General features: G+C 59.7%; 4 protein-coding genes. All 4 read right to left on the reverse strand.

Annotation, left to right across the window (positions count from 1 at the left end; genetic code table 11):
• Position 1 precedes the first annotated feature (1 nt).
• From cueR to AACS80_RS15340, 4 genes are read right to left on the reverse strand one after another with little or no spacing between them, the layout of a single operon-like run.
• A complete protein-coding gene (gene cueR, locus AACS80_RS15325; protein ID WP_001026744.1) occupies positions 2–409 on the reverse strand; it encodes a Cu(I)-responsive transcriptional regulator in 408 nt (135 codons plus the stop codon).
• A complete protein-coding gene (locus AACS80_RS15330; RefSeq protein ID WP_130206337.1) occupies positions 406–1,581 on the reverse strand; it encodes an HlyD family type I secretion periplasmic adaptor subunit in 1,176 nt (391 codons plus the stop codon). Before AACS80_RS15330 ends, cueR begins: the two co-directional genes overlap by 4 nt.
• Positions 1,578–3,740, reverse strand: a complete 2,163-nt coding sequence (locus AACS80_RS15335) for a type I secretion system permease/ATPase (RefSeq protein ID WP_135409628.1) — start codon at positions 3,738–3,740, stop codon at positions 1,578–1,580. Before AACS80_RS15335 ends, AACS80_RS15330 begins: the two co-directional genes overlap by 4 nt.
• A 3-nt stretch (positions 3,741–3,743) precedes the next feature.
• Complete coding sequence (locus AACS80_RS15340) at positions 3,744–25,412, reverse strand: Ig-like domain-containing protein (protein WP_135409627.1); 21,669 nt, start codon at positions 25,410–25,412, stop codon at positions 3,744–3,746.
• Positions 25,413–25,516 lie beyond the last annotated feature (104 nt).

The raw sequence follows: 25,516 nt of genomic DNA on the forward strand, positions 1-25,516 counted from the left end.
TTCACCCCGCCCGATGATGACAGCAGCCGGAGAGATTTTCGATAATCGGGCAGTCGGCGCTGTCATCGCCGGGGCAGGCATTCGCCAATGCCAGTAGCTGGTCGCGCATGGCTTGCAGCTCTTCAATATGTCGCTCGATCTCCGCGACTTTCTCCAGCGTGCGCCGTTTTACATCGGCGCTATGACGCTGCGGGTCGTTAAACAGATTCACCAGTTCGCCGCTTTCTTCCAGGTTAAAGCCCACCTGGCGTGCCTGGCGCAGTAAGGTCAGTTCGTTGAGATGCTGCTGCGTATAGGTACGATAACCGTTTTCGCTGCGCATCGGCGGTGTCACCAGTCCCTTCTCTTCATAGAAGCGAATGGCTTTGCTGGTCAGGCCGGTAATTTTTGCCACATCGCTAATGTTCATCGTTCGCGCAACGCCTCCTGTGCTTTGTTAAAGGGTTTCAACAGATAATCCAGCACGCTTTTTTTACCCGTGCGGATATCGACCGTCGCCACCATACCGGGGAATATCGGAAACTGCTGTTTATGTTTATTTTCCAGATGGTTGCTGAAGGTGCGAATGTACACTCGATAGTAATAAACATCGCGCCGTACTTCATCCTGAATGGTGTCCGGTGAAATCACCGCAACTTCTCCTGGTAAGCCGCCATAGATGGAGTAATCGTAAGCGGTTATTTTCACCAGTGATTTTTGCCCCGGATGGATAAACGCCACATCGCGCGGGGAGATTTTCGCCTCAATCAGCAGTTGCTCATCCAGCGGCACGATGGTCATGAGTTTACCACCTGGGGCGATGACGCCGCCAACCGTAGTGACGTCAATGTCTTTGACAATGCCACGCACCGGCGCGGTAAAGTCCAGCCTGGTGAGAGAGTCTTCCCGCCCGCGGATCACCGAACGCTGGGTTTCGACTTCTTCGTTGGCTTTTGCTAACTCTTCCCGTGCCTGAACGTAATATTGCGTGCGCACGTCGCTGAGTTTGTTTTCCAGTTCATTGGCCTGTCGTTGCAAACGCAGCACTTCGACGCTGCTCGCCGCCCCCTGTTTCACCAGCGGCTGGGTCATCGCCAGTTCGCGATTGACCAGGCTAATTCCTTGTGTCAGCCCGGTGGTGGCTTTGTTCAGCCCGTCGCGGCGAGTGTTGTACAACGCCGTTTCCGACTCGATAAGCTCGGGGAATTTATTCAGTTCGTCGGGGAACACCAGCGGTTTATTGCTGACTTCCGCCCGCAGCCGTGCCGAGGTTGCCAGCGCCGCGTACAGCCGCGACATTGCTTCCTGCACGTCGGATTCGGTTTTGGTGCGGTTAAGCTGCGCCAGCGGCTGGCCTTGCTCAACAATATCGCCCACTTTCACGTCGAGATGATACAAAATCCCGCCTTCCAGCGACTGCACCACCTGTTCGCGCCCGGAAGGTTCTACCGTGCCGCTGCCGGTGGTCACTTCATCAAGCTGGAAATACCACGCCCAGCCGAGAAAACAGAGCAGCATGACGACGGTCACACGTACCGCCAGCGCCGAGCGCGGCAGGCGGGGTTCAGTCAGGCCACGGTTATATTGCAGTTGTCCGTTCATGCGGCAGACCCCTTATTCTTCTCCTGCAACACCACCCGTCGCGCCGTGGGTTCGCCCTGTTCACGCAAAATGGCCTCTTTCGCGCCATCCATCACAATCCGCCCCTGATCCATCACGATTATCCTGTCCACCAGTTGCAGCATCGCCGTGCGGTGAGTGGCGATGACCAGCGTGCGATGTCCAATCCACTGTTTCAGTTGTTCGATTAAGTGCGCTTCCGCCATTTCGTCCAGCGAAGCGCTGGGTTCGTCGAGCAGGACGATATTCGGTTGAGAGATGAGGAGCCGCGCCAGCAGCAGCGTTTGCCGCTGGCCGCCAGAAAGACCAAATCCCCCTTCCTGAATCATGTAGTTGAGGCCGTTTTTCTGCTTCTGCACAAACGGCAGCGCCCCGCTGAGGGTTAACGCGCGTTCGATATCTTCATCGCTGGCTTCCGGCATCCCCATCGTCAGGTTTTCCCGCAGCGAGCCGAAGAACAGTCGTCCGGTCTGGCTGAGCAGCCCCATGTCGCGGCGCAGATCCGCCGGATCAAGCTGCCCGATGCTGATGTTATCCAGCAACACCTGCCCCTGCTGGGCGATACGCATTCCGGCGAGCATTTGCAGCAGCGTTGATTTACCCGCGCCGTTGCGCCCGAGAATGGCGATTTTCTCACCAGCCTGAATGTTGAGTTTGCCAATCGCCACATCGGCAATTTTCTCTTCTTCGTCGTAATAAAACACCGCGTTGCTGAACTGATAATTGCCGTGCAGCACCGCTTTATGCACCAGTTTGCCGTGTTCCGGCTGATCCACCGGGCGCTTCATCAGTTCATCAAGCCCGTTGCGCGCTACTTTCGCCTGCTGCCAGCGCGAGAGCACGCCGGATATCTGCGACAGCGGCGCAATGGTGCGCGAAGCCAGGATCGTCGTCCCGACCAGCGCACCGGTGGTCATGTCGCCGTTCATCACCATAAAGCAGCCCACCAACAGCACCACCACGTAGACGATGGATTGCACTTCCTGGGTCCAGGTGAGCAGTAGCCCGGTGAGAAAACGTTGCCTCATGCTGATGGACGAGGCCACGTCGTTGGTGTGGTTCCACTGATTCTGAAAACGCTGCTCGGCGCGCAGCAGTTTAATGTCTTCAATCGACTGCACGGCTTCCACCAGCGTAGCGTTGCGTACCGCTGACTCGCGCATCCCTTCGTTCGCCAGCCGCGCCAGCGGGCGTTGAATCAGCAGACCGGGGATCACCAGTAATGGCAGCGCCAGCAAAACCACCAGCACCAGCCAGCCGCCGATCATCCACAGAATAAAGACAAACAGCAGGAAGAACGGCAGATCCGCCACCGCGCCAATGGTGGTGGAAGTGATCAGCTCCCGCACTGATTCCAGTTCGCGGATCTGCGAGATAAACGATCCGGTGGATTTCGATCGCACGTTGTTTTTCAGCCGTAATGCGTGACCAAAAACGCGATCCGAAATGCGCAGATCCGCCCGCTTGCCAATCATATCCGAGAGGTGCGTGCGCACCATGCGCATACAGAACTCAAACAGAATCGCCATCATCACCCCGGCGAACAGTACCCACAGCGTCGGGTACGATTGCGCCGGAACGACGCGGTCGTAAACCTGCATCGAGAAAATCATCGCCGCCAGCGCCAGCACGTTCGCCACCAGTGAGGCCAGCATAATATCGCCGTAGCGCCGCCAGTCTTTCAGCGACAGACTCCAGAACCAGTTCGCCTGATACGGGCGAATGTAGTCATCCACCCGCGCATCAGGGATGGCGCTAAGCGGGCGCAGTAGCGCCAGTTCGACAATTTTATCTTCAACATCCGCGACGTTCAGCGTGGTTTCCAGCCCTTCGTCACCGCTGAACTGAACGCTGATATTGTCGTGATTGTCGCGGCGGGTGATCACACCAATCTGTTGATTATCAAACACAGCAATCAACGGCAGCCGCCAGGGGTTAAGCGAATCGGCGGAAAACTCCACCAGCCGCAGCCCCATCCCCAGTTGCCGCGCCATATCGGTAAGTAACTCTTCCCGCTTGCTGTCGCGCTCCCAGTTGACGGTCGCGCGCACGTTCTCCTGTGAAAAATCAAGGCGATAATAGCGCGCCACGGCGATCATCGCCTCCAGCCAGGCTTCCACGGACTGGGCATTTTTTTTCATTATTTACACCACCATCAACTGATGATTCGCCAGCAATGTGGCGAGGTCGGTATGCACGCCCGTCAGCGTGACCACGTTAGTTGCCGCAAAAGTGCCGCCCGTGCCGTCGCGGTCGATCTGCACGATGGTGTCGCTGCCGCTCTGGGTGACTTTGACAAAATCACCGATGTTTCCGGCCTGCGCATCCAGCGTCGCCACGCCGTTGACGTAGCTGGCTTTGCCATTACCGGTATAGCCGCTGCCCTGTAACAGCTCGCGGATATCAATGCGATCGGTGTCGGCGGTGCCTTCCCATGTCCCTACCGTAAAGCCATTCACCACGTCCGAGCCATTGCCGCCAGTGGCGTCGCTGGCGTTGAGCAGTTTATAGAGCAAGGTGTCATGGCCCCCGTTGCCGATGTTGATGGTGTCGTTACCGCCGCGCCCTTCCAGTTGGTTATCGCCGCTGCTGCCCGTCAGGGTGTCGTTAAAGTTGGAGCCGGAAATGCCTTCGATATTGGTAAATGTCGAGGTGTTAAAGCCGGTCGCCTGGGCAGTGGTGGTGCTTAAGTTGGCGGTGATCCCCACTGTGGAGAGGCGGAAATCGACCACGTCCATTCCGCCGTTCGCCAGCCAGGTTCCGGTGCCGGAGCTGTACACCCAGCCGCCGGAACCGTCGTAGGTGTCGGTACCTGCGGTAGCGAAGAAGGTATCGTTATAGCCGGTACCAACGAACTTACCGTTGTTGCTCGCCGTGCCTGCTTCGGCGCTGAGATCGTAAGCGTGGGTAGCATCAGTGGCATGTAAACCGCCCCAACTGGTATTCACCGTCTGGTCGATATTGCTGGCAGTGGTGCCGGTGGATTTGATCAGCACCGCGTTGTAGGTTTCTCCGGCATTCAGCCCGTAGAAATTGACCAGCGCCGAGGTGTCGTTGACGCCCATCCCCGACTGCGGGTTGATGATTTGCGTAGCGACCAGCACTCCCGCCGAGTTGTAGAGTTTTACGGTATTACCGTAATAGACGTTAATGCCGTTGGGATCGGTGATACGCAGGTGCAGCGAGGTGCCGTAGCTCACCGTGTTGGTGTTACGGATGAGGAACACGCTGCCCGACTGTTTGGTCACCAGCACATCCACCGCGCCGTCCCAGTCGTAATCCATTGCCGCCACGCCGCTGGTGATGCCGCTCTGGCTGCCGCCGAGGGTAGATTGTGTCCAGTTACTGGCATTACTGACGTTAGTATAGAGGTACGACTGCCCGGTCTGAGCAATACGCGCGATATCCATTAACCCGTCATGATCCCAGTCCACTGCCACGCTGAACTGGCTGGCATAGGTTGTACCCGTTGCCCCCACCGCCACCGGATTCCCCAACACGCCGTTGGTATTGAATAACAGCGAGCCGTAGTTAGCTCTTCCCTGGCTGGCGGGCAGGAAGAGGTCCATATCGCCGTCACCATCGAAATCTGCCCAGGTCATGGACACAGACGTCGAGTTACCACCGCTGCCTGCAACGCTGAGGAAGGTGTTGATGGTGTTTTGTCCCCAGACAAACGTGCCGTTGCCCTGGCTGATGAGCGATGAAAGGGTGTAGTAGTTATTCAGGTTGAAGGTGTGCTGAACCAGGTCTACCCTGCCGTCATTGTTGAGATCGACGCCGGAACCTTCGTTAAGGGAAAGATAGCCGTTTACTACCCCGCCGACCGTGGCGCTCCCTCCGTTGTTGGCGGTGGTGGAGTTGCCTACCAGAGTGCCTGCGTTATTCCACAGGAAGGTATTAGAGTCCGGCCCACCTGCGTCGCCAATCCAGAAATCGAGATAGCCGTCGCCCTCTTTATCAAACGCCACAATCGAGCCATACCACGTCAGCGTACCGACGTTCACCTGAATCGCGCTGGAAAAGGTGCCGTCGCCGTTATTGGTAAAGCCGTTGATATAGCCCGTACCGTAGTCATCACGGGTGATAAACAGATCGCCCGTGCCGTTACGGTCATAATCGGCAATTGAACTGGTGGCGTAGTTGTTGCCGCTTTGCACCAGCGTCAGTGCGGTCTTCGACCAGGTGAGCGGATCGGTTGATTGCATAATTTGCTGGTTAGCCAGCACCGTCCACATCCCGTGGTTGTCGAGGCCGTAGGTCAGCCCCCAGGCGGTCGTTTTATTGGCAGTTGTCCAGGCGGGCGTGTAATCAATCGCCGCGTTGACCGTCACCGTGCCGTTGCTGACGTTGGCGGTGTTGCCGTTGCCCGCCGAGCTTTTTACCTGCGCGGTGACGTTATAGGCGGTCGCGGACGCCGCCAGCACATCGGTATCCGGTAACTGCACATACCAGGTGTTATGCGCCGGATCGACTACCACCGCACCGCCCGGCTGCGAGGTGTAGGTTTTGCCATTGATGACCACTTCGACATACTGCCCGCTGGCGAGCGCGGCAGTGATCACCCCGCTGATAATCGGCGTGGTATCGCGCGTGGTCTGGCTGGTGATTTGCGCCAGCGTGGTCGGAATAGAGGTATCGACCGTCAGGATAAAATCGCTGGAGGAGGTGATATTCCCTGCCAGATCCACTACCCGCGCGCTGTAGGTATAGGCGCCGCTGACCAGACCGCTGTCGCTGTAGGTCCAGTTCAGCGCACCTACCATCGTCACCGCGCCTAACAGCAGACCGTTACGGTAGAGGTAAACCACTTCACCGCTGGCCAGCGGACCGGAGAGCACGCCGTTCAGCAGTGGCGTGGTATCGTCAGTGGCCTGCGAACTGCTTAACGTCCCCTGCCGCTGCCCGACATCATCGGTATACGACACAATAGTTGGCGTGGCGGTGGGGTTAATCGTATCGACCACCACCGTTTTCGACACCACCGGGCCGGTGTTCCCCGCCAGATCCAGCACCCGCACCTGATAAACATAGCTGCCATCGGTCAGCGTGCGGCTGTCGGTGTAAGTCCACTGCGTGCCGTTGGTAGTGAGCGTGGTCCAGGTCGCACCGCCATCAAGGCTAATCTGCGCCACTTCGCCGCTGGCAAGCCCCGCCCCCAGCGAACCGGTCAGCGTGAGCGAGGTATCACTGGTGATAAAGTCGGTGGACGAACTCCCCGTGTCGGTGCTGATGCTGGCGATGGTCAACACCTGCGCCGGGTTAACGGTGTCAATCTGCGCCGACTGGCTGCCGGTTGCGCCAACGTTGCCCGCCAGATCGACCACTCGTACCTGCCAGGTCGTCGTGCCATTCGTTAGCGTGCGTCCGTCAACGTAACTCCAGTTCAGGCCGTCTGCCGCCAGCGTTACGTTCACCCAGGTTGCACCGTTGTCGGTGCTGATTTGCGCGAATTCATTAGTGCCGAGCGCCGCGCCCAGTACGCCGCGCACGGTAAGCGAGGTGTCGCTGGTAATAAAATCGCTGCTGCTGGCTCCGGTGTCATCGCTGATGCCGGTAATGGTGATGCTTTTCGCCGCTTCCGGGCTGGTGGTGTCGACCACCACGTTTTGCGTTGCGGTCTGCCCAACATTCCCCGCCAGATCCACCACCCGCACCGTGTAGTTCCAGGTGCCGTCGGTCAGTGAGCGACCATCGGCATAGCTCCAGCTGGTGCCGATAACGGTTAAGGTTGTCCAGGTGACACCGCCGTCGAGGCTGATTTGCGCCCGTTCATCGGCGGCCAGCGCCGCGCCGAGCGTCCCGCGCACGGTCAGCGTGGTGTCGCGAGTAACAAAATCGCTGCTGCTTAACCCGGTGTCATCGCTGATGCCCGCAATGGCGATGGTTTTACTCGCCAGCGGCGCGGTGGTGTCAACGGTGACAATCTGGCTGGCGGTCGCGCCGATATTTCCGGCAGTGTCGATAACCCGCACCTGATAGTTGTAGTTGCCGTCGCTCAGCGTGCGCCCGTCAAGGTACGTCCAGGTCAAACCGCTTACGGAAAGATTCTGCCAGGTTGTACCGCCGTCGATGCTGATTTGCGCGAACTCACCGGCAGAAAGCGCCGCGCCCAGCGTGCCGCTTACCGCAAGCGTCGTGTCGCTGGTGACAAAATCGTTAGTGATCAAGCCGGTATCGGTGGTGATCGCGCTGATGGCGATGGTTTTCACCGCTGGATCTGGCGCGATGGTGTCGATCATCACGTTCTGGCTGTCGGTCGCGCCAACGTTGCCCGCCGCATCAATCACCCGCACCTGATAGAGATAGTTGCCATCGGTCAGGGTGCGGCTGTCGTTATAGCGCCAGGTCGTGCCGGTAACGGTAAGCGTGGTCCAGGTTACGCCACCGTCGATACTGATTTGCGCCGTCTCGTTACTGGTAAGCGCAGCGGTGAGCGAGCCGTTGACCACCACCGGGCTGACGCTGGTGATAAAGTCGCTGGCGCTAAGACCGGTGTCAGCTTGCAGGGAATCGATATTAATGCCCATCGCCGGAGCGCTGAGATCGATGGTAATGGTGTGATTACTGTTACCGGTGTTGCCAATGGCGTTGCTCACCGAGGCGTTAATCACATAGGCATTGCCGTCCGCCAGCGCAGTGACATCGGCGCTGCCGAGCGTGTAGCTCCAGTTACCGCCCGTCTGCACGGTGGTGGTGTAGGTTTTGCCGTTTAAGGTCAGGGTCAGCGTCTGCCCGACTGGGGCGGTGGTGGTGCCGCTGATCACCAGCGACGAGCCATGTTCCGCCGCGTTCACTACATCGTCGCCCGCAAAAGTGTTGATGGTGACGGTAGGCACATCGCCGTTCAACGTCACGCCACGGCTGGCACTACCGGGGTTTCCGGCCTGATCGCTGACCGTCGCGCTGATGGTGTAGCTGCCGTCGCTTAATCCGGCAAACTGCTGCGCCGGAATAAACACTGACCAGCTTCCGCCGCTGCCGACCGTGGCGGTCCAGCTCTGACCGTTAAAGGTGACGGTCACCGTCTGCCCCACTTCGGCGGTGGTGGTGCCGCTGATGGTCTGCCCGGCAAGCTGCTCGGCGTTGTTGATAATATCGTCACCCGCCACGGTGGCGATGGTCACCGTTGGCGCAACGGTGTCAACGGTCAGAGCGTGCGTGGCCTGTCCGGGGTTGCCCGCGCGATCGTTCACGCTGGCGGTAATGGTCTGCGCGCCCTGCCCGAGCGCTGCCAGATCCGCCGCAGGCACGTTCAGCGCCCAGGTGCCATTGGCAGCAACCGTGGCGGTGTAGGTTTTGCCGCCAAAGGTGACGGTGACCGTCTGCCCCACTTCCGCGCTGGTCGAGCCGTTAAGGGTTAATGGCTGCTGTTGTTCTGCGGCGTTAAGTCGGTCGTCCGTCGAAACGGTGTTAATGCTGATAATCGGTGCGGTGAGATCCACCGCTACGCTGCGCGAGGCCGTGGCGCTGTTTCCGGCGCTGTCCTGAGCGGAAGCGCTGACCGTGTAGCTGGTACCATCCGCCAGCGCCGCGACGTCTGCCGCTGGCACGTTCACGCTCCAGCTCCCGTTGCTTTGAATAGTGGCGCTGTAGCCTTTGCCGTTAAGCAACACGGTCACCACTGTGCCTGTCGCAAAATTAGTGCCAGTGCCGCTCAGGGTCAGCGCACTGCCTGCTTCGGCGGCATTAATAAGGTTATCGCCGCTGATGGTGCTGACCGAAAGTGACACTGCCGCCGTATTGACCTGCACGTTGTGCGTCTGAGTGCTGCTGTTACCTGCGCTATCGGTGATGGTGGCGCTGATGGTCACCGTGCCGTCCGCAAGGCCGGAAATCACGCTGGCAGGCACGCCGACGCTCCAGTTGCCGCTGGCATCGGTGCTGGTGACATACTGCTGCCCGGCGATGGTCACCACCAGGCGGTCGCCCGCTACCGCGCCCGTGGCGGTGCCGCTGATAATCTGCGCCTGAGTGTGTTCGACGTTGTTAATCACATCATCGCCCGCCACGGTGTTAAAGCTGATGACGGGCGCGGTGGTATCGACGGTCACGCCTTTGCTGGCGCTGCCGGGGTTACCCGCCAGATCGCTGACCGTGGCGGTCAGGGTGTAGCCGTTATTAGCAAGCGTGGTTAAGGCGCTGGCAGGCAGCGTTAAGCTCCAGCTACCGTCCGCCTGCACCGTGGTCTGGTAGTTGCTGCCGTTGAGCGTGACGGTGAGCGTTTGCCCTGTTTCCGCCGTGCTGGTGCCAGACACCGTTACGCCCGCCGCGGCTTCGCTGGCGTTGATGATGTTATCGCTGGCTATCGTGTTGATGGTGACGATCGGCGCGGCGCTATCGACGCTGTATTCATGTGTTGCCGTGGCGCTGTTGCCATTAACGTTGGTCACCCGCACCTGAGCGCTGGCATCACCGTCACGCAACGTCGCCATATCCGCAGCCGGAACGGTGGTGCTCCAGCTACCGTTTGCTGCCACCGTGGTGGTGTAGGTTTTGCCACCAAAGGTGACGGTAACGGTTTGCCCCGCTTCGACGCCGGACGTGCTGCCGGAGAGCGTTAGCGCCGCGCCTTTTTCGGCGGCGTTAATCACATCATCGCTGGTGATGCTGTTCATGCTGATGGCGACGGTAGTGAGATCAACCGTGACCGGATGGGTAATGCTGGTTTGCGTTCCGGCACTGTTCGCGCCGCTAACGCTAATATTCAGCGTTCCCGCAGGCCAGTTGCTGACATCCGCAGCCGGAACGCCGACGCTCCAGGTGCCGTTTGCCAGCACCGTGGCGGCGTAAGTTTGGTTATTAATCACCACCGTCAATGCCGTCCCTGCCGCAAAGCCGGAACTGCTGCCGGTGATCACCTGCGCCTGAGCGTGTTCAATAATATTGACCACATCATCGCCTGCAACGGTATCGACTCGCAGACCTGGCAGACTGGCGTCAATGGTGATATCGCGCGTGCCGCTACCGGTGTTGCCAACGGCGTTGGTCACCGAGGCGTTAACCGTTAACTCACCGTTACCCAGCGCCTGCCAGTCGGCGGCTGGTACGCTCACGTTCCAGCTTAAATCTGGCTGGACGGTGGCGGTGTAAGTTTTACCGCCCAGTTCAACGGTGACGGTGCTGCCCGCCGCCGCCCCGGTTACCTGACCGCTGATGGTTTGTGCGCTGCCTGCTTCGGCGGCATTGATAATATCGTCCGTCGCCACCGGATTAATGGTCACACCCGGCAGCGCGGTATTGACCTGCACGTTATGGCTGGCGGTGCTGCTGTTGCCCTGGGCGTTGGTGACGCTCGCCGTGACGCTGTAGGTCGCTTCGCCCAGCGCACTGACCGCCGAGGCGGGCACGGTAACGCTCCAGTTGCCGGAAGCATCGGTGGTGGCACGGTAGTTTTGTCCGTTCAGCGTGACGGTGACCGCCGTACCCACAGGTTGATCGCTGGTGCCAGTCAGTTGTAGGTTCGATCCTTTTTCCGTCGCGTTGATCACATCATCGCCCGCGATGGTGTTGATGCTAATCACTGGCGCGGTGAGGCTGACGGTCACGGTGCGGCTGGCGTCGTCGCTGTTGCCCGCCCGATCGCTGACGCTGGCGGTGATCGTCTGCGCACCGCTACCGAGTGCCGTAACATCCGCCGCCGGGACGCCGACGCTCCAGTTGCCGGAGGCATCCAGGGTGGTGGTGTAGGTTTTGCCGTTGAGCACAACGCTCACCACATCGCCCGCTTCCCCGCCCGTGCTGGTGCCGGAAATCACCAGCGCCTGCCCGTGTTCGGCGTCGTTGATGATGTCATCGCCCGCCACGGTGTTAATGGTGAGAACCGGCGCGGTAGTGTCTACCGCCAGATTATGGCTGGCGCTACCTGGGTTACCCGCTTTGTCATTGACTGTGGCGCTCACGGTGTACTGGCTTGCGGTCAGCGCGCCTAAGGCTGACGTGGGGACGCTGACACTCCAGGTGCCGTCCGCCTGTACGTTGCCGGTATACGTTGCACCGTTAAGGGTGACCGTGACCGTTTGCCCCGCTTCTGCGGAGCTGGTGCCGTTGATGGTGAGCGGATTTCCGGCCTCGGTGGCGTTAAGAATATCGTCGCTGGCGAGGGTGTTTATGGTAAGCGTCGGCGCGCTGGCATCTACGCTGTACGCATGAGTGGCCGACGCGTTATTGCCGCTCGTACTGCTGACGCTGGCCTGCACATTCGCCGCACCGTCTGGCAGGGTTGCCAGATCCGCCGCTGGAACATTCACGCTCCAGCTACCGTTGGCGGCAACGCTGGTGGTGTAGGTTTTGCCGCCAAAGGTAACGGTAACGGTTTGCCCGCTTTCAATCCCGCTGGTGGTGCCGGAAAGGGTCAGCCCGGCACCTTTTTCCGCCGCGTTAATTACGTCATCGCTGGCGACCGTATTGATGCTGATCGCCACCGCCGTTAAATCGACGGTGAATGGATGGCTGACGTTGACTGGATTTCCGGCGCTGCTCTGGCCGGCCACGTCAACGGTTAACGGCCCCGCAGGCCAGGCGCTGACGTTTGCCGCCGGAATACCAACACTCCAGCTCCCATCCGCCTGTACCGTGGCGGCATAGGCCACACCGTTGATGGTGACCGTCAGCGCTGCGCCTGCATTCAGGCCGCTACTGCCACCAGTGATTACCAGCGCCTGCCCGTGTTCGATACTGTTGACGATATCATCGCCCGCTACCGTATCCACGCGCAGCCCCGGCAGGTTGGCGTCAATGGTGATATCCCGCGTGCCGCTACCCGTATTGCCATTCGCGTTGGTGACCGAGGCGGTAATGGTCAAATCACCATTGCCCAACGCCTGTAAATCGGCTGCCGGAACGCTGACGCTCCAGCTTAAGTTGCCCTGTACCGTAGCGGTGTAAGTGTTGCCGCCCAGCGTCACGGTGACCGTATCGCCAGCGGCGGCGCGGGTCACTACCCCGCTGATGGTTTGATCGGCCCCCGCTTCAGCGGCGTTGATAATATCGTCACCCGCCACAGTATTGATGGTGACGCCCGGCAGGCCGCTGTCGACCAGTAAATTCGCCTGGCTACTGGCGGTGTTGCCTGCCGGACTGGTGGCGCTGGCGCTGACGGTATAGTTTGCCTGGCCTAAAGCCGCCAGATCGCTCACCGGAACGGTTAAGGTCCAGTTGCCTGCTGCGTCGGTGGTGGCGCTGTAGTTATGACCGTTGAGCGTGACGGTAACCTGTGCGCCTGTCGCCAGCCCCGTACTGCTACCGCTAATGGCCAACGGCTGGCCTTTTTCATCGGCGTTCAGGACGTTATCGCCGCTGATGGCGTTAAAGGTAATTGACGGCAGGCCAGTATTGACCGTCACCTGATGCGTGGTGCTGCCGCTGTTTCCGGCGGCGTCGGTGACGCTGGCGTTAATGGTCACCGTGCCGTTCGCCAGCGCCGAGACGACGCTTGCCGGAACGCCGACGCTCCAGTTACCGCTGGCATCCAGCACGGTGGTAAAGGTGTTTGTGCCGATAGTCACCGTCACGGTGCTACCGGTTGCCGCGCCAGTAGCGGAGCCGCTGATAATCTGCGCCTGGGCGTGTTCCGTCGCGTTGATTACATCATCGCCCGCCACCGTGTTGATGGTGACGACCGGAACGGAAGTATCCACCGTCAGGTTGTGATTAACCGAAGCCGGGTTTCCGGCTTTGTCGCTCACCGCCGCGCTAACGGTGTAGTTGCTGGCGGTCAGCGCGCTTAAGTCGGCTGGCGGCACGCTGACGCTCCAGCTGCCGTCCGTCTGTACAGTGCCGGTATAGTTTGCGCCATTGAGCGTGACGGTCACCGTCTGCCCCGCTTCCGCCGTGCTGCTGCCGTTGATGGTCAGCGCCGTACCCGCTTCGGTAGCGTTAAGAATATCGTCGCCCGCGATAGTGTTGATGGTCACCGTTGGCGCGCTGGCATCGACGCTGTAAGCGTGGGTCGTGGTGGCGCTGTTGCCGTTAACATTGCTGACGCTGGCCTGTGCGCTGGCATCGCCATCACGCAGGGCTGCCATATCCGCCGCTGGAACCGTGGTACTCCAGGAACCATTCGCCGCGACACTTGCGCTATATGTTTTGCCGCCAAAGGTCACGGTGACCGTTTGCCCGGCTTCGACGCCGGAAGTGCTACCGGAGAGCGTTAACGCCGCGCCTTTTTCAGCGGCGTTAATCACATCATCGGCGGTAATGGCGTTGATGCTGACGGCAATCGCCGAGAGATCGACAGTCACCGGATGCGTAACGTTGACCGGGTTTCCGGCGGTGGTGCTACCGCTCGCCGTAATTGTGACCGTCCCCGCAGGCCAGGCGCTGACATCCACCGCCGGAACGCCGACGCTCCAGGTGCCATCCGCCAGTACCGCCGCAACATAGGTTTGCCCGTTAATGGTCAGCGTGACGTTGCTGCCCGCCGCCAGGCCGGAACTGCTGCCAGAAATCACCAGCGCCTGCCCGTGCTCGATGATATTGACCACATCATCGCCAGCGACAGTATCGACCCGCAGACCGGGAAGATTCGCGTCGATGGTGATTTCCCGCGTGCCATTTCCGGTATTGCCTACGCTGTTCGTCACCGAAGCCGAAATGGTCAGCTCGCCGTTGCCCAGCGCCTGTAGCGCGGAGGCCGGAACATCGACGCTCCAGCTTAAATTCGCCTGCACCGTGGCGGTGTAAGTCGCCCCGCCGAGCGTGACGGTCACCGTGTCGCCTGCCACAGCACCTGTGACCTGACCGCTGATGGTCTGGCCCGCGCCCGCTTCGGCAGCGTTAATAATATCGTCGCTCGCCACAACGTTAATGGTGACGCCCGGCAGCGCAGTATTGACCTGCACGTTATGGCTGGCGGAACCGCTGTTGCCAGCGGAGTCAGTCGCGGCGGCGGTCACCGTGTAAGTGGCTTCACCGAGCGTACCAACCGCAGACGCCGGAACGGTCACGCTCCAGTTACCGGAAGCATCGGCGGTGGTGGTGTAATTTTGCCCGTTGAGCGTAACGGTTACCTGCGTGCCCGCAGGCTGGTTGCTGCTGCCGGAAATCGCCAGATCCGCGCCTTTCTCCGTGGCGTTGATAATGTCATCGACGGCAATGGTGTTGATGCCGAGCACGGGTGCGCCGAGCGCCACGCTGACAGTGTGCGAGGCTGTGCCGCTGTTGCCTGCGGAGTCGGTGACCGTGGCGGTAATGGTTACATCACCCTGCGCCAGCGCGGAAATCACGCTGGCAGGCACACCGACGCTCCAGTTGCCGTTGGCGTCCAGCACGGTGGTGTAGGTGGTCGTGCCAATCGTCACGGAAACCGTGTTACCCGTCGTCGCGCCCGTTGCCGAGCCGCTGATAATCTGCGCCTGAGCATGTTCCGTGGCGTTGATGATGTCATCGCCCGCCACCGTGTTAATGGTGACGACTGGGGCAACGAGATCTACCGTCAGATTATGCGTTGCCGAGGCCGGATTTCCGGCTTTGTCGCTGACCGCCGCGCTCACCGTATAGGGGCTTGCGGTGAGGTTGGCTAAATCGCCAGTTGGTACGCTGACGCTCCAGCTACCGTCAGCCTGTACGTTCCCGCTGTAACTGACGCCGTTTAGCGTCACGGTCACCGTCTGCCCGGCTTCTGCCGTACTGGTGCCGCTGATGGTCAGCGCCGTTCCGGCTTCAGCGGCATTAAGAATATCGTCCGAGGCGATGGTGTTGATAGTAACGGATGGCGCGGTGGCATCAACGCTGTAAGCATGTGTTGCCTGGGCGATGTTGCCAGCTACGTTGCTGACGCTGGCTTGTACGTTTGCTGCGCCGTCCGGCAAGGTTGCGAGATCGGCGGCTGGGATCGTCAGCCCCCAGGTATTATCCGCGGCAACCGTGGTGGTGTAGCTTTTGCCGCCGAAAATAACGGTGATGGTCTGCCCCGCTTCCACGCCGGAGGTGGTGCCGGAGAGCTGCAAATCGCTGCCTTTCTCGGTGGCATTAATTACATCGTCGCCGGAAAGGGTATTGATGGTGATAGCGACGGCAGCGAGATCGACCGTAACTGGATGGCTGATGCTGGTTGTGGTTCCAGCAGTATTAGTGCCAGAGACGGCAATATTAACCGTCCCCGCAGGCCAGTTTGCGACATCTCCCGCCGGAACGCCGACGCTCCAGCTGCCATCGGCGAGTACCGTTGCGCCGTAGGTGACGTTGTTGATTTCCACTGTCAGTGGCGTTCCCACCGCCAGTCCGGTACTGCTGCCGGTTACCACCAGCGCCTGACCGTGCTCGATAATATTGACCACATCATCGCCTGCTACGGTATCGACGCGCAGACCTGGCAGGTTGGCGTCTATCACGATGTCGTGTGTGGCGGTGCCGGTATTACCCACGCCATTAGTCACCAAGGCGCTGATGGTCAGTTCACCGTTGCCCAGCGCTTGCAAAACGTTCGCAGGCACGCTGACGCTCCAGCTTAAATCTGGCTGCACGGTGGCGGTGTATTGATTACCGCCGAGCGTGATAGTGACCGTGTCCCCTGCTGCTGCCGTCCCTGTAACCTGACCGCTGATGGTCTGGTTAACGGCAATTTCAGCGGCGTTGATAATGTCATCACCTGCTACGGTGTTAATGATTACCCCAGGCAGGAGTGATTCGACATTCACCGTATGGGTGGTACTGCCGCTGTTGCCTGCGCTGTCGGTGGCGCTGGCGCTAATTTGATACACTGCCTCGCCCAAGGCACCGACTGCCGAAGCTGGCACGGTAACGCTCCAGTTGCCGGAACCGTCGGTGGTGGCGCTGTAAGCCAGGCCGTTCAACATCACGGTGACCGTGGAGCCCGTCGCCAGGCCACTGGAGCCGCCGCTGATGATTAGATCCTGGGTTTTCTCTGCATTATTAATAATGTCATCACCGGAGACGGTGTTGATGGTCAGCGTCGGGCCGCTGAGATCAACGGTCACATCGTGAGTCGTGCTGTCGCTGTTGCCCGCGCGATCGCTCAGGCTGGCGGTGATGGTCTGGCTGCCGGTCGCCAGTGCCGTGACATCCGCCGCCGGAATACCGACGCTCCAGTTACCGGAAGCGTCCAGCGTGGTGGTGTAGTTTTTGCCGTTGAGCGTGACGGTCACCACATCGCCGGGTTCCGCGCCCGTGCTGGTGCCGCTCACCACCAGCGCCTGCCCGTGTTCGATGGCATTGATGATGTCATCGCCCGAAACGGTGTTAATGGTGAGATCCGGCGCGGTAACATCCACCGCCAGCGCGTGGTCGGCGCTTGCCGGGTTGCCTGCTTTGTCGCTCACCGTCGCAGTCACGGTATAGCTGCTGGCGGTTAATCCACTTAAATCCGTTGCCGGAACATTCACGCTCCAGGTGCCATCGGCCTGGACGGTGGTCTGGTACGTGTTGTTATTGAGCGTGACGGTCAGCGTCTGCCCGGCCTGCGCCGTGGTGGTGCCGCTGATGGTGATCCCCGCGCCCGCTTCGCTCACATTAAGAATATCGTCGCTGGCGATGGTGTTGATGGTAATGATCGGCGCGGTGCCATCGACGCTGAAAGCATGAGTCGCCTGGGCGCTGTTGCCGTTAATATTGCTGACGTTCGCCTGCACGTTGCCCGCGCCGTCTGGCAACGCAGCGAGATCTGCAGGCGGTACATTCACCGTCCAGCTACCGTTGGCTTCCACGGTGGTGGTGTAATTTTTACCGCCAAAGGTGACGGTCACCGTCTGTCCGGCTTCCACGCCGCTGGTGCTGCCGCTCACCACCAGCGTTTCGCCTTTCTCCACGGCGTTGATCACATCATCGCCGGAGAGAGTGTTAATGGTGATGGCGACTGCCGCCAGATCGACGGTAACCGAATGGGTAATGGTGGAGGTTGTTCCGGCGCTGTTAGTGCCGCTTACCGTAATATCCACCGTACCCGCAGGCCAGTTGCTGACGTCGGCCGCCGGAACGCCGAGATTCCATGTGCCATCGGCTAAAACCGTGGCAGCGTAAGTGACGTTGTTGATCACAACCGTTAACGCCGTTCCTGCCGTCAGTCCAGTGCTGCTCCCGGTAATCACCAGCGCCTGACTGTGCTCAATGCTGTTAATAACATCATCACCCGCTACGGTATCGACACGCAGGCCAGGCAGATTGGCGTCGATAGTGATGTCTCGCGAGCCGCTGCCCGTGTTGCCAACGCCATTGGTGACCGAGGCGTTAACCGTCAGAGAACCGTTGCCCAGCGCCTGAATATCCGCCGCCGGCACGCTGACACTCCAGCTTAAATTAGCCTGTACGGTGGCGGTGTAGGTGTTGCCGCCCAACGTCACGGTAACCGTATCTCCCGCCGCTGCACCCGTGACCTGGCCGCTGATGGTCTGGGCGTTACCGGATTCAGCGGCGTTAATAATATCGTCGGTTGCCACCGCGTTAATGGTGACGGCAGGCAAGGCGCTGTTGACCAGCACGTTATGGCTGGCGGAATTGCTGTTGCCTGCCGTGTCAGTGACGTTTGCTGTTACCGTGTAGTTGGCCTCACCCAGCGCGCTAACCGCTGAGGCTGGCACCGTGGCGCTCCAGTTGCCGGAAGCATCTGTGGTGGCGGTGTAATTTTGCCCGTTCAGCGTCACCGTAATGGTGGTGCCTGCGGGCTGATTACTGGTGCCGGTGATTTGCAGATCCGCGCCTTTTTCCGTGGCGTTAATGACGTCATCGCTGGCGATAGTGTTGATGCCAATGGTTGGCGAGGTGAGATTCACAGTGACCGTGCGGCTGGCGTCATCGCTATTACCTGCTACATCGGTAATGGTGGCAGTGATGGTTTGCGGGCCGCTGCCCAGCGCAGTGACATCTGCCGCCGGAACGCCGACGCTCCAGTTGCCGGAAGCGTCCAGCGTGGTGGTGTAGGTTTTACTGTTTAACGTGACGGTGATGACATCGCCCGCTTCGCCGCCAGTGCTGGAACCGGAGATCACCAGCGCCTGCCCGTGTTCGGCGGCGTTAATAATGTCATCGCCGGAGACGGTGTTGATGATCAGCACCGGAACGGTGAGATCCACCGCCAGACCGTGAGTCGCGGTCGCCGGGTTACCCGCTTTGTCGTTCACCGAGGCGCTGACCGTGTACTGGTTGGCGGTCAGATTGCCGAGATCTGCCGTCGGCACGCTGACGCTCCAGCTGCCGTCCGCCTGAACGGTTCCGGTGTAAGTCACGCCATTAAGTGTGACGGTTACCGTCTGCCCCGCTTCGGCGCTACTGCTGCCGCTGATGGTCAACGGATTGCCCGACTCGGCGGCGTTGAGAATATCGTCTGTGGCAATGGTGTTAATGGCAAGCGTCGGTGCCGTGGCGTCGACGCTGTAGGCGTGGGTTGCCGAAGCCGTATTGCCATTAATAGTGCTGACGCTGGCCTGAACCGTGGCGTCGCCGTCGCGTAACGCGCTGAGATCGGCGGCGGGTACGGTGGTTGTCCAGCTACCATCGCCCGCTACGGTGGCGGTGTAGGTTTTACCGCCAAAGGTGACGGTGACGGTTTGCCCCGCTTCAACGCCGGAAGTGCTGCCGGAAAGGGTTAAATCGGCCCCTTTTTCGGCGGCGTTAATCACATCGTCGCCGGAAACGGCGTTAATGGAAATCGCCACCGCCGCCAGATCGACGGTGACCGGATGGGTGATGGTGACCGGGTTTCCTGCGCTAGTAGCACCTGAAACCGTGATATTCACCGTCCCCGCAGGCCAGTTGCCCACATCTGCCGCCGGAACACCAACGCTCCACGTGCCATCGGCTAATACTGTCGCAGCGTAAGTGACCGTGTTTATCACCACCGTCAGCGCCGCGCCCGCCGCCAGCCCGCTGCTGCTACCAGTTATCACCAGTGCCTGACCGTGCTCGATGCTGTTGACCACATCATCGCCCGCCACGGTATCAACGCGCAGACCTGGCAGGTTGGCATCGATAGTTATATCGCGCGAACCGCTGCCGGTATTGCCAACGCCGTTGGTCACCGAGGCATTAACCGTCAGGTCGCCATTACCGATGGCCTGAATATCCGCCGCCGGAACGTCCACGCTCCAGCTTAAATTGCCCTGCACGGTAGCGGTGTAGGTTTTCCCGCCAAGCGTCACGGTAACCGTATCGCCCGCCGCCGCGCCCGTTACCTGACCGCTGATGGTTTGCGCATTGCCCGATTCGGCAGCGTTAATAATATCGTCGGTCGCGACCGGATTAATGGTGACGCCAGGCAGCGCGGTATTGACCTGCACGTTATGGCTGGCGGAATTGCTGTTGCCCGCGCTGTCGGTGACGTTCGCCGTCACCGTGTAACTGGCTTCGCCCAGCGCACCGACGGCAGAGGCTGGCACCGTGGTGCTCCAGTTGCCTGCGGCGTCCGTCGTGGCGGTGTAATTTTGCCCGTTAAGCGTCAGCGTAATCGTGGTGCCAGCGGGCTGATTACTGGTGCCGGAAATTTGCAGATCCGCGCCTTTTTCGGTGGCGTTAATCACGTCATCGGTGGCGATGGTGTTGATGTCAATGGTCGGCGCGGTAAGGTTAACGGTAACCGTGTGCGTCTCGCTGTCACTGTTGCCTGCCGCATCGGTAACGGTCGCCGTCACGGTTTGCGGGCCGCTGCCCAGCGCCGTGACGTCCGCTGCCGGAACGCCGACGCTCCAGTTGCCGGAGGCATCCAGGGTAGTGGTGTAGGTTTTATTGTTTAACGTGACGCTGACGACATCTCCCGCCTCTCCGCCTGTGCTGGAACCGGAAATCACCAGCGCCTGCCCGTGCTCGGTGGCGTTAATAATATCGTCGCCCGCAATGGTGTTGATGGTCAGCACCGGAACGGTGAGATCCACCGCCAGATTATGCGTGGTGCTCGCCGGGTTGCCCGCTTTGTCATTGACCGTCGCCGTCAGGGTGTGGCTGCCATCCGTCAATGCCTCAAGATCTGCCGCCGGAATATTAATACTCCAGCTGCCGTCGGCCTGTACCGTTGCCTGATACGTCTGCACGGTCGGGCTATTGAGCGTTATCGTAACAATCTGCCCCGCTTCAGCGGTGGTGGTGCCGCTCACCGTCACGCCCGCGTCAGCTTCGCTGGCGTTAACGATATTGTCGCTGGCAACGGTATTGATAATGATGGTTGGCGCGCTGCTGTCGACGCTGTAGTTATGCACCGCCGAGGCGCTATTGCCATTGATATTGCTGACGCTGGCCTGCGCGGAGGCGCTGCCATCGGTTAATGACGCCAGATCGGCGGCGGGAACGGTGGCGGTCCAGCTACCATCGCTCGCCACGGTAGCGGTGTAGTTTTTACCGCCAAAGGTCACGGTGACCGTTTGCCCGGCTTCTACATTCGTGGTGGTGCCGGAAAGCGTTAAATCAGCGCCTTTTTCTGCGGCGTTAATCACATCGTCCGTGGCGATAGTGTTGATGGTGATAGCCGCCGGAGTGAGATCCACCGTTACCGGATGCGTAATGCTTATCGGATTTCCGGCGCTACTTTCCCCGGAAACGGCAATATTAACCGTCCCCGCAGGCCAGGCGCTAACCTGCGCCGCCGTGACGCCCACGCTCCAGCTACCATCGGCCTGCACCGCAGTGGTGTAGTCGACGTTGTTAATCGTGACGGTAAGCGGTGTGCCTTCTGCCAGCCCCGAGCTACTGCCGGTGACAACCAGCGCCTGCCCGTGTTCGATGATATTGACCACATCATCGCCCGCCACCGTATCGACCCGCAGACCGGGCAGATTAGCGTCGATGGTGATATCCCGCGTGCCGCTGCCGGTGTTGCCGTTTTGATTGGTGACCGAGGCGCTCACCGTCAAATCACCATTACCCAGCGCCTGAATATCTGCCGCCGGAACGCTCACGCTCCAGCTTAATCCCGGCTGGACGGTGGTGGTGTAAGTATTGCCGCCCAGCGTAATCGTTACCGTGTCGCCAACGGCGGCTCCGGTAACCTGCCCGCTGATGGTTTGCGCTACGCCCGCTTCGGCGGCGTTAATAATATCGTCGGTTGCCACCGGATTAATGGTCACACCGGGCAGCGCGCTGTCGACCAGTACGTTATGGCTGGCGGTGGCGCTGTTGCCGATACCGCTGGTCACCGCCGCCGTTACCGTGTAGTTGGCCTGGCCCAGTGCGGTTACCGCCGATGCCGGAACCGTTACGCTCCAGTTGCCGGAGGCGTCGGTCGTGGTGGTGTAATTTTGCCCGTTCAGCGTCACGGTGATGGCGGTATTGGCTGGCTGATCGCTGGTACCGGTAATCTGGACATCGGCCCCTTTTTCGCTGGCGTTTATCACATCATCGCCAGCAATGGTGTTAATACCAATTACTGGCGCGGCGGTATCGACCGTGACGGTCACTGACTGGCTGCCCGTGTTTCCGGCACGGTCAGTCACTGAAACATTGATCGGATAACTGCCGTCCACCAGCCCACTGACCACCGAGGCCGGAACGCCCAGACTCCAGTTGCCGGAAGCATCCACCACCGTGGTGTAATTCACATTATTCAGCGTCACAGTGACGATATCGCCCGCCTGTGCGCCAGTGACCGTGCCGCTGATAATTTGCGCCTGAGTGTGTTCCGGCGTGTTGATGACGTTATCGCTCGCCACCGGATTAATGGTCACCACGGGCGGCGTGGCATCCACCAGCGCCACACGTGAGACGCTGGTCGGGTTACCTGCGACATCGTTCACGCTGGCGGTGACCGTGGCGTTGCCGTCAGCCAGTGCGCCAACGTTGGCGGCAGGTACGGTCACACTCCAGGTGCCGTCTGCCTGCACGACGCCCTGATACGTCTGCCCATTCAGCGTGACGGTCACCGTCTGCCCCGGCTGGGCGTCAGTGGTGCCAGTGATTTGCAGATCCTGACCACTTTCGGCGGCGTTGATGACGTTATCGGCGGTCAGCGAATCGATACTTAAGGCTGGCGCCTGACTGTCGACGGTAATGGTGCGGGAGGTGTCGCCAGTGTTACCGCTGATATTAGTGACGGTCGCGGTGATTTCTGCTGCGCCATCGGGCAGGCTGCTTACCGCACTGGCGGGAACGGTCAGGCTCCAGGAACCGTCATTCTGAACAGTGGTCGTCAGGGTTTGCCCGGCAAATTTCACGACTACCGTTTGCCCGGCCTCTACTCCTTGAGTGGTGCCGGTCAGCGTCAGCGGCGCACCTTTTTCTGCGGCATTGATAATGTCATCGCCGGAGACGGTATTGATAACAATCGCCACGCTACCCGCATCAACCAGCACATTATGGTTGATAGAAACCGGGTTACCTGCCGGATCTTCCGCACTGGCGGTAACAATAACCGTGCCCGCAGTGAGCGCCTGCAAGTCCGCAGCTGGAACACCCACCTGCCAGTTGCCGTTGCTGTCGGTCACGCCCTGATAGCTTTCGTTGCCGAGTGTTACCGTCACGGTAGTGCCCGCAGGTAAATGGCTACTGCTGCCAGAAATGACCAAATCCTGCTGCTGTTCGAGAGCGTTAATAACGTCATCGCCGGAGACAGTATTGATACGCAGTCCCGGTAGCGTGGCGCTGATGGTGATATCACGTTCACCATTACCAGTGTTGCCATGCCCGTTCGTCACAGAGGCATTTATCGTTAACGCCCCATCGCCCAGCGCTTGTAAATCCGCCGTCGGTACGTTCACGCTCCAGGTAAGGTTGCTGCCCACCGTCGCCGTGTAGGTATGACCGCCCAGTTCAATAGTGACGGTATCGCCCTGCACCGCACCCACGACGCGCCCACTGAGGGTTTGATCTGCCGCTGCTTCGGCGTTGTTAACAATGTTGTCGCCTGCAAAGGTGTTGATGATCACCTGCGGCAGCACCGTATCGACCAGCAAATTGCTCTGCGCGGTGCCGGTGTTGCCGGTCACATCGGTGGCGCTGGCGGTAACGGTGTAATTGGTGTTTGCCAGATTCAGGACATCGCTCACCGGAACATTCAGCGACCAGACGCCGCCGCTGACCTGAGCGCTATACGTGACATTATTCAGCGTCACGTTAACCGTGCCGCCGTCAGGTAAATTGCTGGTGCCACTTAACGTGAGCGGCTGCTGAGATTCCAGCGCATTCAGTACGTTATCACCGCTGATAGTATCTATTGCCACCTGCGGCGCGACGCCTGCCAGCGTGATGTTATGGGTCGCTGTACCGGTATTTCCAGCGGCATCGGTAACCGTGACGATGATGTCGTTAGGGCCACGCGCCAGGGTGCGGGTTACCGCCGGATCCAGCGCCACATTCCATGTGCCGTCCGCCAGCACTACGCCTGTCAGAACAGTGGCACCTAACTTCACGGTGACGATATCCCCCGGAGAAGCCCCACTGACCTGACCGGAAATAATCTGCGCCACAATCTGTTCAGCGGTGTTAAGAATATCGTCGCCAGCGATGGTGTTAACGCTGACCACTGGCGCAGTGGTGTCTACCGTGAAATTCGCATTGTTACTGGTGGTATTTCCTGCCCGGTCGCTGACGCTGGCATTTACGGCGTAGTTGCCATCGGCCAGCGCCTGCACTTCTGCGGCAGGCAGCGTCACTTGCCAGGTTCCGTCGCTACCGACGGTTGCTGTGTGGGTGACGCCGTTCAGGTTCAGGGTTACGATTTGCCCCGCTTCCGCATTCGATGTACCGCTTAACACCAGCGCGGCGTTATGTTCCGCGGCACTGACAATGTTGTCCTGGGCGATGGTGTTGATAGCAAGTGTCGGCGGTTGGGTATCGACCGTTAACAGTTGCGCGCCAGTGACCGTATTACCCGTGGCATCTTTCCCACTGACCAGCACCGCCTGATTCCCTTCGCCTAACGCCTGTGCATCGGCGGTCGGTACTTGTACGCTCCAGACACCGTTAGCCCCAACGGTGGTGGTGTAGGTTTTGCCGTTTAGCGTAACGGTGAGTTCTGTTCCCTGTGCCAGATGGCTACTGGTGCCAGAAAGCGTAAATCCAGCGGCCTGTTCGCTGGCGTTAATAATGTTATCGCCTGCGGTGGTGGCGAGCTGTATGGCGGCCTGACTATTGTCGATGGTTAACGTTATCGACCCGGCGTTGGTAATGGTGCTACCGACGATCTGCACCACTGACCAGGTATGTTCGCCCGCGCTTTGCGTGGGCAAATCGACGCTCCAGCGTCCATCGCTACCGACCTGAGTACTGGCGATGGTGTCACCATTGCTGTCTTTAATCTGGATGGTCGCCCCCGCCTGCCCGCTGCCGCTAAAGGTTGGCGTAGTGTCATCGGTGGTATCGTTGGCGGAAAGAATACCGCGTTGATCGCCCTGATTATCGGTTACCAAAAACGATGGCGTGGCGTTGCCGGGTTCGGCTGGCGGTGGGTTGTTAACCACTTCAGTTTTTGAGCCATCATCGCCACCGCTTGCCAGTAAAGCGCCAAGCGCGCCGCCACCTACCGCCGCCCCCGCCAGCCATCCCCACGGGAAAGCCGTCGTCTGGCCGACGATATCAAGGTACGGCGCAATGCTTTCAATTGCGGTGGTCTGAGCGGTCAGCTCCACAGGCGCTAATCCACCTGCCGCGGTATCGGCAAAGGTGACATGAGTCAGCTGTTGACCATCGGCAAACACCAGTTCGGATTGTTCGCTGGTATTTGCCGCTTGCAGGAAATAACCGTTGCAGCGGATCACCGTGCCGTCCTGCATATAGATCAACAAGTCATTTCCGTCACGAACATAACGCGCAACGGCAGTTGCCTGAGCATGAACCTGCACCACAGAGGGCTCATAAATGACAACCGTAACGTCGCCAGGATTGATCAGCGTTTGTTTGACGGATGTTTTTCGCGAAATAACATCAATAATCAGGCTCATAATGGCATTCCTGATAAATGGCGCACATCCTTAGCGAGTCCATTTATCTAAATAAGACAAAGGTAATCACTCAACAACGATGCATACCTGATATTAATAATGGC

This window comes from Escherichia sp. E4385, from assembly GCF_963883145.1.
Classification (GTDB): Bacteria; Pseudomonadota; Gammaproteobacteria; order Enterobacterales; family Enterobacteriaceae; genus Escherichia.

Bases quoted from the DNA above. Each gene is read 5' to 3' on its own strand.
- AACS80_RS15340 (WP_135409627.1), bottom strand. From the start codon at position 25,412: ATGAGCCTGATTATTGATGTTATTTCGCGAAAAACATCCGTCAAACAA.
- cueR (WP_001026744.1), bottom strand. From the start codon at position 409: ATGAACATTAGCGATGTGGCAAAAATTACCGGCCTGACCAGCAAAGCC.
- AACS80_RS15330 (WP_130206337.1), bottom strand. From the start codon at position 1,581: ATGAACGGACAACTGCAATATAACCGTGGCCTGACTGAACCCCGCCTG.
- AACS80_RS15335 (WP_135409628.1), bottom strand. From the start codon at position 3,740: ATGAAAAAAAATGCCCAGTCCGTGGAAGCCTGGCTGGAGGCGATGATC.